7 protein-coding genes are annotated in these 13,089 nt (G+C 61.0%); 5 read left to right on the forward strand and 2 right to left on the reverse strand.

Going from position 1 to position 13,089, the window contains the following annotated elements:
• Together mdoH and BGN91_RS04640 are read right to left on the reverse strand one after the other, a co-directional pair.
• Positions 1-1,368: glucans biosynthesis glucosyltransferase MdoH (mdoH, locus tag BGN91_RS04635; RefSeq protein WP_292610949.1), on the reverse strand; the 1,368-nt coding region annotated here is incomplete at its 3' end.
• On the reverse strand, positions 1,368-2,768 hold the full coding sequence (locus tag BGN91_RS04640; RefSeq protein WP_292610961.1) for a glucan biosynthesis protein G: 1,401 nt from the start codon (positions 2,766-2,768) through the stop codon (positions 1,368-1,370). The genes BGN91_RS04640 and mdoH, both read right to left, overlap by 1 nt.
• Before the next feature lie 661 nt (positions 2,769-3,429).
• Between BGN91_RS04640 and BGN91_RS04645 the strand changes: the two genes are divergently transcribed.
• From BGN91_RS04645 to BGN91_RS04665, 5 genes are all read left to right on the forward strand, one after another.
• Complete coding sequence (locus BGN91_RS04645; protein ID WP_292610951.1) at positions 3,430-5,433, forward strand: lytic transglycosylase domain-containing protein; 2,004 nt, start codon at positions 3,430-3,432, stop codon at positions 5,431-5,433.
• A gap of 211 nt (positions 5,434-5,644) precedes the next feature.
• Positions 5,645-7,678, forward strand: a complete 2,034-nt coding sequence (locus tag BGN91_RS04650; protein ID WP_292610953.1) for an autotransporter assembly complex family protein — start codon at positions 5,645-5,647, stop codon at positions 7,676-7,678.
• Positions 7,678-12,144 (forward strand): translocation/assembly module TamB domain-containing protein, encoded by a 4,467-nt coding sequence (locus BGN91_RS04655; protein WP_292610954.1) that lies wholly within the window; start codon positions 7,678-7,680, stop codon positions 12,142-12,144. The genes BGN91_RS04650 and BGN91_RS04655 overlap by 1 nt, the downstream gene beginning before the upstream one ends.
• A 359-nt stretch (positions 12,145-12,503) precedes the next feature.
• Entirely contained in the window at positions 12,504-12,665 is a 162-nt protein-coding gene (locus tag BGN91_RS04660; protein WP_292610957.1) for a hypothetical protein, read from the forward strand.
• A gap of 135 nt (positions 12,666-12,800) precedes the next feature.
• Complete coding sequence (locus tag BGN91_RS04665; protein ID WP_292610959.1) at positions 12,801-12,962, forward strand: hypothetical protein; 162 nt, start codon at positions 12,801-12,803, stop codon at positions 12,960-12,962.
• The last annotated feature ends 127 nt before the right edge of the window (positions 12,963-13,089 follow it).

Genomic DNA, 13,089 nt, shown 5'->3' on the forward strand with positions numbered 1-13,089 from the left:
CCATCGTGCGCGAACCGGATCCTGTGCCGGCCACTGGGGAAATAATGATGGTTCGCTGAAATACTCCGGACGGATGAATTGCGCCTGCAAAGAGATGAAAATGCCGACGAACAGGAAGAGCAACCACAACGGCGAGTTGATGTAAGAGCCAATGCCGGTCAGGAGATGAAGCCTCGACACCCAATGCAGTCCGCGGGCTGGCAGCACTCCGAGATGTTGGATGTTGCCTTGGCACCAGCGCCGGTCGCGAACCGCATAGTCAGTCAGTGACGGCGGGCATTCCTCAAAACTTCCCATGAAGCCTGGCGCCAGATGGACGCCCCAGCCGGCGCGGCGCATCAAAGCCGCCTCCACAAAATCATGGCTGAGAATATGCCCCCCCAACGGCTTCGGGCCGCCAAGAAGCGGCAAGCCGGCCTGGTCCGCGAACGCCTTCACCCGAATTATCGCATTGTGGCCCCAATAATTGCTTTCCGAACCGTGCCACCAGGCAACTCCTCTCGCAATGAGCGGCCCGTAAATGCGTCCTGCAAACTGCTGCAGGCGCGCAAAAAGCGTCCGTCCGTTAACGAGCACCGGAAACGTCTGAATTATGCCGACATTGGGGTGCCGCTCCATCGCATCGGCCAACCGGACAATACTATCGCCCGCCATCAGGCTGTCTGCGTCGAGAACAATCATGTGGTCATAGCGCCCACCAAACCGAGTCACCCACTCGGATATATTGCCAGACTTTCGTGCCGTGTTCTTTTTCCGATGCCGATAGAAAACCCGGCCAGGGCCAATCTCCTGAATGAGCGAAAGATAGGCTGCCTCTTCGACAATCCAGATATCCGGGTCCGTCGTATCGCTGAGAACGAAGAACTCGAACTTTTCCAATTGACCGGTTTCCGCTACAGATTCGCAAATGGCCTGAAGGCGGGAGAAGACGCGATGAGGCGGTTCGTTGTACGTCGGAAGCAGAAGGGCATTGCGGCTCTTCAACACCGGCAATGGCGAAGCGGGGTCGATCCCTAATGGACGATCACATCGAGTTATCGTCGCAAAGAATCCGACCAAGGTGCTGACGAACGAGAAGGCGATCCACGCGAACAGCATGATGAACAGCGCCAGAATAACCATTTCTAGAACGGTCAAGCCGGCAACCTGCAGCACCTGATACATTTCGTTGGCAGCCACGATCGTCATGGCGATCGTGCTGACAAATACGAAGGCGCGCCGCAGGAAAATATGCCGCGGCGAAGTCGGCCGCTCTCCTGATCCTTCGATTTTTCGCCAGAGCGACTGTTCCGGCATCGCCAAGGGCGTTTCAGGCGGCAGGAAACTATCAGGCAACAATCGATGTTGGGCGGCTTTCGCCTCGTTCATCACTGCGTCCAACGATAGAGCCAGACTTCTGAAATTGGATCGTCGCCCTGCAACAACTGGGCGCGCAATTCCGCAATCGACGCTTTCTTCGGATCAAGCTGAAAACTCAATCGCCAACCACCCGTGACCGGATTTGGTTGCGTCACGATGTTTCGCAGCTCGCCATTGTTAGTTGTCACCTCGGCACGAATGCCAGTGTCTATGTCCTTGAGCTTTTCACCAGCGAGGTCCAGTATAAAAAGCCGGGTATTGTCGGGACCGGCACCAATGCGCGTTCGTGTGAAAGCCGCCAACGGCGGCGTCCCTGCCTTCCCGGCTCCCCAATGCAATCTGTAGGTGAAGATAACCTCGCTCTTTGCACGCATCGGATTCTTCGGCCGCCAGAACGCGACGATGTTGTCGTGAACCTCCTCCTTGGTTGGAATTTCAATCAAATGGATCGCACCCTCGCCCGAGTTGCCGATCGGCTCTACCCACGCACTTGGCCTGGTCTCGAAACGAGCCTCAATATCCTCGTAATCATGAAAATCCCGCTCTCGCTGCAGCAGGCCAAATCCGCGTGGATTGACGTCGCCAAAAACGCTGATCTGAAGGTCTCTTGGGTTCGATAACGGGCGCCATATCTCCTCACCCCGCCCATTGCGAATAGCAAGGCCGTCGGAATCATGTACGGCAGTCCGGAAATCATCGACACCAACCCGATCGTTGGTATCGAACAGAAACATACTTGTCAGCGTACCGATTCCAACCTGGTCGATATCGACACGCGGATAGAGAGCCATTTCCACATCATAGATGGTCGTCTCGCCCGGCCGGATCGTAAAACGATAGGCTGCCGCAGCGCTCTCACTATCCAGCAGCGCGTGAATCACGATCGAGTCACCATACTTCGGCGGCTTCTCGATCCAGAACGCGCGAAAGGCTGGAAACTCCTCACCCTCCGGGTTGCCGGTCTTGAGGGATAATCCCCGCGCCGATAATCCGTAGGTTTGTCCTTTCGCCACAGCGCGGAAATAGCTCGCGCCCAGAAAGACGCTCATCTCATCATGGTAGTCAGCACGGTTGATTGTCGCGTGAATCCGGAAACCCGCGAAGCCTAAATTCTCGTCGGCTGGCGGAGGTGGTATCTTTCCGAAGTCAAAAAGGTTGGGAGAGTAAACGATAGGACGCGCCTGCCCCTCGCTGACCTCGTAGATCTCAACCACATCTCTAAAAATAAACCCACGATGAAAAAACTGAACTTGAAACGGCAAGCCTTCACCGCGCCACAAGGCGCGGTCCGGACGGAATCTGACAGCGCGATACTGATCGTAGTCGATGTCTTTTAGCGAGTCTGGAAGCTTTTTACTTTGCGGTTTGAACGGCGCATCTGCAAGCGCGCGCGCACGCTGACGGACCATGTTCGAATGAAATGAAGTGTCACTCTCTTGCCGCGCGTAGAGCAATTTACCCGCCAGAGCAAATGGCACCGTCATGGAACCAGCGATGAAATTTCTTCGATTCAACGAATATTCCTGGCCTTTAAAACTAAAACTAGCGCCCATCCAGGACGCACAGTTTGTGCAAATGACATATGAGGAGACCGGGCAAGCTCGAAATCGGCCTGCACCGGAAGGACTGAAAGTCTAAAATCTTAAGATCTATTGTGTCAACTCGAGTCGAGTTCGCGATTCCTCAACAGTTTTGTGAGAAACTCTTCTGCGAGCGATTCGTCCCCCTTCAGTGATGTGCGCACGGGCAATGATGATACCGAGGATCTGCGCATATCTTGCTCCCCTTTCGCTTATTGCCGGCATAACGCTCTTGGCGACGAGCTCTCATGCTGTTCGCGCGAACACCAGCACGTACACAGCCTTCACGTACACAGCCTTAGAGGAGGCCGCCGACCAAGAGGTCGCGATCAAGTCAAACGCACGGACGGAAACGGTCCGCAGAGGCGGATCTGCGACAAATCTGCGCATCGCCGGTCGGCTGCCGGCAAGCCACAACGCACCCGTGCCACGGCCGCGACCAAATGCGATCGACGTTCCAACTCCACGGGACGCAATAGACGATCTTCTCTTGTCGCTGCCGCCAACGCCTGCATCCTCCGCTGTTGTTCCTCCGCCAGGAGCCGAGCCATCAACAACCGATGCAGCAATTACTTATGCGTCGGCGCGCGCGCCGTCGAAAACGGATCTCAATACAATCAAAGAAGCCGTGCGGCTCGCGAGTCGCGGCAATACCCCAGCGGCGACGGATCGTCGCCGTCAGATCCGCGACCCTATCGGCAGAAAACTGGTAGAATGGACGATCTTGCGTTCCTGCAACAACACGACAAGCTTTGCGCGTTACGCTGCGTTCGTACAGGCCAATCCTAGTTGGCCGAGCGTAAACCGATTCCGACGATGCGCGGAATCCAAGCTCTGGTTTGAGCCAAAACAGCCTCGCGTTGTTTTTGATTTCTTCGCTGAGCAGAAGCCATCGGGAGCGCTGGGCAAATTAGCGCTAGCGCGCGCATTGATTGCGCATGGCAAGAGCGCGGCTGCCCAGAAATATGTTCGCTCTGCGTGGCATACAGATCGTTTCTCAGTCCATGTTGAATCGCAGGTGGTCAAGGAATTTGGGCGGCTCCTGACAAGGGCCGACCACAGAGTGCGCATGGACATGCGGCTCTATGCGAACGACTTTGGTGCAGCGATGCGCGCGGCAAGACGCCTTGGGGAGGCTGAGATCGCCCTCGTAAAGGCACGAGCCGCCGTCAGCAGCAAGGCAAAGAACGCACACGCACTGCTCAACGCGGTACCAAAGTCTGCTCGCAGCAATCTCGTCTATCTTCTCACCCGCGCCCAGTGGCTTCGGCGCAACGGTCATATCGACGAAGCCAGCCGTTTGATATTGTCAGCACCTCATGATCGGAACAGCGTTCGCGATCCTGATGAGTGGTGGATCGAGCGTCGTATTCTTGTTCGTGAGCTGCTCGACCGGGGCAAATCACATATCGCCTATCGGATTTCTCGCGACGCAGCTCCACCCTCGCGAGAAGGTCTCCGTGTCGACCAACCCTTCACTGCGGGATGGATTGCACTGCGTTTCCTCCGCGATCCGACCCGTGCGGCGGAGCATTTCGCCCGCATTCCACGGATCACGATACATCCAACGTCGCTTGCTCGTGCCTATTATTGGCTCGGGCGTACGGCGGAAGCAGCCGGCCATAACCGCGAGGCACGCCGATACTACGACGAAGCGGGGCAGTATACGGCAGCATACTATGGCCAATTGGCAAATGCCCGCGTTGGCCGGCGTACGATTGCGGTACGCCGACCACCCCGGTTGGACCGCACCAAGCGCGCGGCCCTGCGTAAAGTCGATCTGGTCCGCGCGGTTAAGCTGCTTTACGCAACCGGCAATCGTGATCTCGCGGCTTCGTTTGTCGTCGATTTTGATCGTGTCGGTGACATCGGCATACTAACGCTCGTCGCCGAGACGGCAGCGGAGCATAAGGATGCACGCGCGATGCTGACTATTGGCAGGAGAGCGCTCGCGCGTGGCTTTGCGCTCGATCAATATGCTTTTCCGGCTTTCGGCCTGCCGAAATATGTCTCGATCGGACCAAAGGCCGAGACAAGCCTCGTCTACGCGATTGCGAAGGCGGAAAGCGCTTTCAATACCAGCGCGGTGTCAGGCGCCAAGGCAAAGGGCTTGATGCAAGTGACGCCGGCCGCTGGCCGCACGATCGCTCAACGGTTGGGGATCAAGTTCGACCTCAAGCGGCTGCTCAGCGACCCTGCTTACAATCTGCAGCTGGGCTCTGCAGAAATCGCTCATCTCGTTGACACGTACGATAGCAACTACATTCTTGCTTTCGTTGGCTATAACGCCGGACCCGGGCGCGTCAAAGAATGGATCGCACGCTATGGCGATCCACGCGACCCTGGCGTGGATGCGGTCGACTGGGTCGAGCGCATCCCTTTCACGGAGACTCGCATCTATGTGCAGCGTGTCATGGAGAACCTGCAAGTCTACCGGTCACAATTCAAGCCGTCACCGCATCTCACGATCGAAGCCGACATGAACAGTGGGTAGTGTCGATTTCGGACAAAACCTGTCGGTGACATCGAACTGTTGGAACTGAATCGCGCGGCGTCCATGTTTCTGCCCAACAAAATCCATTATGATGTCTATAAATTGTACAGATGCCTGTTGCGCTGCAGAGGCGGAGGAATCGCCGGAGCCTGAGCGGACTAAGGCTTGTGAGCCGATAACAGCTCGGGGGAGCGGAATAATTCAGGAACAGGTGCTGCCACAAAGTCCGGCTCCCTCGGAGAGCCCGGCAAGGCGAAGAAATTTTGTCGCTGCGGCACGACTGTTTCTGTGCACCGGTTGTGCCGCCGTCGGAACGGTTGGCTGGTCACTATGTGAGCCGGCACTTGCATTCGACCTTTTCGGTCTGCTTGGTTCCGACAAGCCGCCACCGATCAGCGCAACAGCATTATCGTATCGCCTGAAGATCGAGGCCAGGACAGCCGACGGCAAGAAGGACAGCGACGCTGAACAAGCGCTACGTGATGCCTCCGCCACCTATCATCTCCGGCAAGAGCCGCCGCAGGACAGCGAAGGCCTCGTACGCCGCCTGCAGGCCGACATCAATCCACTGCTGGATGCCCTTTGGGGGCTTGGACGCTACAATGCCGAGATCGACGTCACGGTCGACGGGCTTCCCGTCACCCTCGACGAGACCGATCTTGCCGCCGCGGTACGTCGGGCGGAGAGCTTTCGCAATCGGGAGATCATTCCCGTCAAGATCGTCGCGCGGCTCGGCCCGGTATTCAAGCTGCGCACCGTTAATGTCGATTATCCGCGCGAGATGGCACCTCAGCGGCTGCCGCGTCGCGCCTTCCCGCTGAAGCCCGGCGATCCGGCGATCTCCGCTGACCTGCGAGCCGCGCAGTTAAAGCTCATCGACTGGTTTCGCAGCAACGGTCATCCGCTCGCGAAGGTCGCGGACGTGAAAGCCACCGTGGATCATGCGGCCACCGCAATGGATTTCCGGTTGCGGATTGAAGCCGGTCCCAAGGCCGGCATCGGCCATGTCGCCATTTCAGGTAGCGGGGATATCGATCCGCGCGTGGTCGCCACCCATGTCCATCTGCGCGAAGGCGAGCCTTATTCGCCCGAGCGCCTGGCGCTGATGAAAACCTCGATCGCCAGGATTCCGGCGATCGGCGGCATCCGCATCCGCGAGGGCGACGAGCTCGACGCCAACGGCAACGTGCCGATCTTCATCGACGTGACCGAGAGGCCGAAACACGCGGCAGGTTTATCGGCGCGATATTCAACCATCGACGGCCCCGGCGTCTCCGCCTATTACGAGCATCGCAACCTGTTCGGCAACGCCGAGCGCCTGCGGCTCGATGCATCCGCCTCGCTGCTGCGGCGGCTCGATGGCTCCTCCTCCTTGAACTTCGGCGATATCCGCGCCTCCGATTTCGGCGGACGGTTCACCGCGACTTTCCTCAAGCCGGGGCTTTACGGTACGCCCAACGACCTCCTGGTCGAGGCCACCGCCTTTCGCGAGCGCGTCGGCAACAACGACCTCGGCGGCTACACCAATGACGCGGTGCGCGGCACCGTCGGCGTGATCCACCGCTTCTCGGAGATGGCCTGGGTCCAGGCCGGCCTCCAGATTGAGCGGTCGCAATCGCAGGACGTGCTCGGGCGGGTCGATGCGACGCTGATCGGCGTCGCCACCAGCGGACGCTATGATACGACCGACAACCTGCTCGATCCGACGCGCGGGGTGCGCCTCACCGCGACAATGAATGCCTATTCGAAGCTGATGGGCTCGACGATCGATCTCTATGAAGCGCGGATCGCGGGCTCGACCTATTACGCACTCGACGAAGATGCCGACTATGTGCTGGCGGGCCGGTTGGCGGCAGGCTCGCTCGGTGGCGCGCCGCTGGCCCGCATTCCGGATGCGCACCGCTTCTTCTCCGGCGGCGGCGGCTCCGTCCGCGGGTTCATTTTCAATACGATCTCGCCGATGATGTTCGGCAAGATCATTGGCGGCCGCAGTCTGGTCGAAGGTTCCGCCGAGATGCGGGTGAAGGTCACGCCGACCATCGGCGTCGTGCCGTTCGTCGATTTCGGTACCGCCTCCAGCTCATCTCTGCCGAACTTCGACGACTATGTCGGCTACGGCGCGGGCATTGGCCTGCGTTATCTCACACCAGTCGGGCCGATCCGCCTCGATGTTGCTACACCGTTGAACCCCCGCCCCGGCGACAGCCGCTGGGCAGTCTATGTCAGCATCGGGCAGGCGTTCTGATGCGCGCGCGGCGAACCATCATGCTCGCCGCTGCTGCAGCGCTCGGACTCGCTGGCGTCACGGCAGCCGGCGTCGTTGTCTACAAGATGATCGGAGGGGCCGGCGACAATCAGCAGGACCTTCTCGCCGGCCTCGTGTCGCGGACGCTCTCCACGCCGGCAACCCAGGTGCATATCGGGGCTGTGGATGGCGCGCTATCGTCCGATGCCACAATCCGCGACGTGACCATCACCGACAAGGAAGGCACCTGGTTGAAGCTCGATCGGGCCCGCCTCGTCTGGCGGCGCACCGCGCTGCTGCTGGGACGGCTGGAGATCGACCGCCTCGAAATCGGCACGCTCGAGATCCGTCGAAAGCCGCTAGCCACCGACCGGCCCGTCACAGAGTCAGAGCAGCCTGTCGCGGAGACCGGCCAGTCCGACACCGACCAGAGCGCCGCCGCACAGCCGGGGCCATCCGCAGCGACCTCCAGTCAGCCTATCCTGCCGGCCCTTCCGGTAAAGGCGCAAGTGAAGGCGTTCGACCTGCATGCGCTGGTGCTTGGTGAGCCGGTTCTCGGTGAGCCCGTAAGCATTGCTGCAACCGGAAACGCAGAACTGGGCTCGCCGTCGGAAGGGCTCATCTTCAATCTCGACGCAACCCGCAAGGATTCTCCGGGCCGCTTCAAGATGGCCCTTGCCTTCGTACCGAAGGGCAACGCCCTCACCCTCGACGTCACTCTCGACGAGCCATCCCACGGACTATTATCCAAGCTCGGCCGGTTTCCCGGCGAGCCGCCGATCGCCTTCGCGCTTCGCGGCAAGGGTACGCTCGACAGCTTTCGCGGCGCGCTGAAATTCCAGGCCGGCCCCACCATCGATGCGACCGGCGCCATCATGCTCGATCGGGACGGGACCGGCCGGGTGCTCACGACCCGGATCAACGGTCATCTCGGACCATGGCTGCCGCCGCTTGCCGCCTCCGTCTTCGCCGGCGAAACTAGACTCGATAGCGCGACACGCATCGGTGACGACGGCAGCGTCGTCATGGACGGGTTGACACTCACCAGCCGTCTCGCCCGGCTCGAGGCGAGGGGCGCGCTCGGCGCCGACAAGACGATGGATTTCTCGGCGACCGTTCGCTCGTTGCCGAGCAACGGCGACGTCACCGAAACCGATCAGGGCTCGATCCGCAGCCTCACCTTCGACGGCCGTGTCAACGGCCCGGCGAGGGCGCCCCACGTTTCGGCGAAACTCGCGGTGTCCGATGCCCGTTTGCCCAATGGCAGCCTTGACTCGCTCGAAGCCTCGATCAACGTCGTTCCAAACGCTGAACTCAGCGACCTCGCCACGACCATCGCGATCGACGCCAGCCTTCGCGCGTCGGGCATCGCGATGCGAGATCCTGCTCTCGCGGCAGCGATCGGCGACAGCGCATCCCTCGTGCTGAAAGGCACAACGGATCTCGGCGGCAAGGCAAAGATCGAGCGGCTGGAAGTCGGCACCTCCACGGTTCAGGTCGCCTATACGGGCGAAGCCAGCCCGGACCGGCTGCGCGGTCATGCGACCGGCACCGTGCCCGATCTCGGCCGCTTCGGCGGCCTTGCCGGGTTACAGCTCGCGGGCACGGTGAAGCTGGGCCTCGATCTCGACGGCGACCTTCGACGCGGCCGCATCGACGCAAAGCTCTCCGGCACCGGTGACCGCTTCGCCACCGGCCTTCCGGCACTCGATGGACTTGCGGGACCACGCGTCACCCTCGCCGCCGATTTTTCGTCCGGCGGCAACGATACCTACACCGTCCGCGCGGCTTCGCTGGACGCCGCCCATGTCACGGTTCGCGCCAAGGGAAGCCTAACCCGCGACGCCAGCGATCTCGCGGCACGTATCGAGCTTCCGAATCTCGCGTCGGCCGATGCGCGTCTGGCCGGCGCGGCGTCGCTCGACGCGCGGCTGACCGGAGGACTCGCGCATCCCGGACTATCGCTCACGGCGGCGCTGGATCGCGTGACGGCGATGCAGCGCCCGATCCCGCATCTGGGACTGAACATCACGGTCGCCGACATCAACGGGCCCTGCGCCATCGACGTCAGACTCGACGGCGCCATTGACGGCAAGCCGGCGCGCGGCATTGTCCAGGCGAGCCGCCGTCCGATGGAGCGCGACCCCGACACTAACGCCGATCAGGATGCGCGCGACAAGCCAGCGCTCACCTTCGCGGGCTGGGACGCCAGAACCATCGACATCGCCATCGGATCGGTGTCGTTGAAGGGCGGGGGCACGATCGACGCGCAAAACCTCGCGCGCGGACAGCTTCGCTTCGCGGCCGGCTCGCTGGCGGACATCGCGCCGCTCGCCCTCATCGATCTTGCAGGCACCGCTTCACTTGACCTTGCGCTGTCCGACGACAGCGGGCGGCAGTCCGTCCGCCTTGTCAGTAAGGGCACGGGGCTTCGGACCGACGCCACGAAGATCCGGAACTTCGATCTGCGTGCCGAGGGCAGTGATCTCTACAGCCATCCGGTGCTCAACGCGGATGCCCGGATCAACGGCGCCGAGATCGGCGGCCAGACCATCGCGAACGCAACCCTAAGCGCGAAGGGCAACGCCGACGCGAGCACAATTGGCTTGTCGGCCAAAGCCGCCGGCTTCAATCTCGATGCCGCGGGCGTGTTGACGCCAAAGGAGCGCATCCGGTTCGACCTCAACCGCTTCACCGCGAAACGCGGCGCCAGAACGATCGCCCTGCAGAGGCCTGCGAGCTTCACGCTCAACAACGACACCGTGCAGATCCAGCATCTGGCGATCGGAATCGGCGGCGGCCGCTTTACGCTCGACGGCACGGCCGGCAAGGCACTCGACCTCAAGGCCGTGGCAAGCGCGGTCCCGCTCGCCGACGCCGATGTCGCGGTGCCGGGCCTCAGCCTCGGCGGCACGCTCGATGCATCGGCGGCGATCGGCGGCTCCGCGAATGCGCCGACAGGAGGGTACAAGATCGCCGTCAAACGGTTCACGGCGCCGCAAACGAGGAACGCCGGCGTACCGCCGATCGATATCACTCTGGACGGCCGTCTCGAAAAGACCCGCACGAAGCTCACCGCCACGGCCTCGGCAGGCAAGGCCGGCACCTTCACGGCGGCCGGCACCGTGCCGTTCGACGACTCCGAGACGATCGCACTGACGGCAAAAGGCCGGCTCGATGCCGCCGTCGCCAATGCCATGCTGTCGGCTTCCGGCCGCACCGTTTCCGGAATCGTGCAGCTTGATGCCCGCCTGAGCGGCACGCGCGCCAGGCCTCAGGTCGGCGGCTTTGCCACCATGAGCGGCGGCAGCTTCCGCGACAGCCAAGTGGGGACGCGGCTCGACGCCATAGAGGCAAAGATCACCGCCGAAGGTGAGCGCATATCCATAGAGCGGCTGAGCGCGACGACTCCCAACGGCGGCGCGCTGTCCGGCTCCGGCCAGATCCGCATCGCGCCCGATGCGGGCTTTCCCGGCATGGTCGCGATCCGCGGGCAACAGGCGACGCTCGCGGCGAGCGCGCTCGCGACCGCCCGGGCGAATCTTGACGTCAACGTCACCGGCGCGCTTGCGCGCGATCCGAAGATCAGCGGCCGCGTCGATCTCACCCATGTCAGCGTCGATATTCCAGAACACCTGCCCTCGACGCTGAAGCCGATCGACGGCATCGACCACGTCAACGCGACGGGCCAGGCCGCCACCCGGCTCGCGGCGGCGCGCAAGGCGGAAGCCGCCGAGAAGAGCAACGGCAAGGGACGCCAGGCACTTTTCAACGCCGCGCTCGACGTCACCGTCTCGGCGCCGAACCACGTTTTCGTGCACGGCCGTGGCGTGAACGCGGAACTTGGCGGCTCTCTTCACGTCGGCGGCACGACCAACAAACCCGTCACGAAGGGCGCATTCTCGCTTTATCGCGGCAAGATGACGGCACTGGGAAAGACGCTGAATTTCACCAAAGGAAATCTCTCCTTCAACGGGGACCTTGCGCCTGAACTCGATTTCGCGGCCGAGATAGAAGCCTCCGATATCACCGCGCAGATCGGAATTTCAGGCCCGGCGGCCGCGCCAGCTTTCGCCTTCACGTCGCGACCGGAGCTGCCGCAGGATGAAATCCTGTCACGCATCCTGTTCCAGAAGGCGTCGGGCAACCTGACGACGGCGCAAGCCCTGCAACTCGCACAGGTGGCGGCGCAGTTCGCAGGCGGCGGTGATGGCGTGCTGGACCGAATGCGCCGTTCGCTCGGTGTCGACAGTCTGGATGTCGGCGTCGGATCGGGAGGCGGCCCAATGGTCGGCGCGTCCCGCGCGATCGGCGACAGGCTGAGCGTCGGTGTCCGGACCGGAGCGAGCGCCAGCCAGTCGGGACTCTCGGCCAATGTGGACGTGACGCGCCATATCCGGGTGGAATCCGATGTCGATGCGAGAGGCGCGACATCGATGGGAGTCGGCATGAAGTTCGAATGGTGACGAGACTGATCAGCCCTACGGTTGATGCATATCCGCATATCAAGCTCGCCCAAGGGCGCAGATAGTGCACCCGAGAAGGTGGCCGGCGGGTTCGTGTTCCATAGCGTCTATTTTGCGAAAAAGATCTGCGCGCCCCATTTTCAATTTTAGATCCAGGGTATAGTCGTCGAGCCAATATATGGAGGGAACGATGACGACCGGACTTTCCTTTATCCCGGAACCAACTGACGGAAGACCCAGAACGATTACGCACGCGATCGACCTCCTTCAGAGCTGATCTTACAGAGCGCAATGCCGCAAAGATTTCTGTTGGTCCACCTTTGCCGACTTCGAAGCCGGCCAGCTCATTTTGCCTCACCTTGAACGACGAGCGAGATGATAAGACTTATGCCGTGCTGCTGCCCGCCTGCGCTAAAGTGCGAGCCATTCAGGCGGGACTTTCGAAAATCGAGACATTCAATATTGAAGATTTGCACCAAGCAACCGTCGATGCCCTCGATACCATAACAGCAGAGCCGTGACGTCGGATCGTGCCGACGTAAACAGCGATCGGGCGCGCGATGGATTGAGAGGAGGGATGGACTGTAGTGCATGATGGGGGCAAAAAATTATGTGTCTTGCGCGATATGCAGTGACGGCGGCGTGTGGACATGCCGTTGGCTGATAGAGACCGTGTTGGTGTCGACGCCAACGTTCAAAAGATTTGCGATGAAACGACAACCCCAATCAAGTCGGTCAAAGATTTTTCAAGCATGAAAGGCATACTCCCTCAAACTAGCAGCCTCATCGAAGCCTTCGGAATGATCGACGCGCCGTGATGGCAACCCTACCGGCACTGCCAACGGGGTACACAGGTTTTATTCTTCGGTCTCCAAACCGAGACTCTGAAAAACGGGAATTCTTCAGTGAGTTCATAGAGACTTCAAACCGATTTCGGGAATATGG

The organism is Nitrobacter sp. 62-13, from assembly GCF_001896955.1.
Lineage (GTDB): Bacteria > Pseudomonadota > Alphaproteobacteria > Rhizobiales > Xanthobacteraceae > Nitrobacter.

Bases quoted from the DNA above. Each gene is read 5' to 3' on its own strand.
- BGN91_RS04640 (WP_292610961.1), bottom strand. From the start codon at position 2,768: ATGGTCCGTCAGCGTGCGCGCGCGCTTGCAGATGCGCCGTTCAAACCG.
- BGN91_RS04655 (WP_292610954.1), top strand. From the start codon at position 7,678: ATGCGCGCGCGGCGAACCATCATGCTCGCCGCTGCTGCAGCGCTCGGA.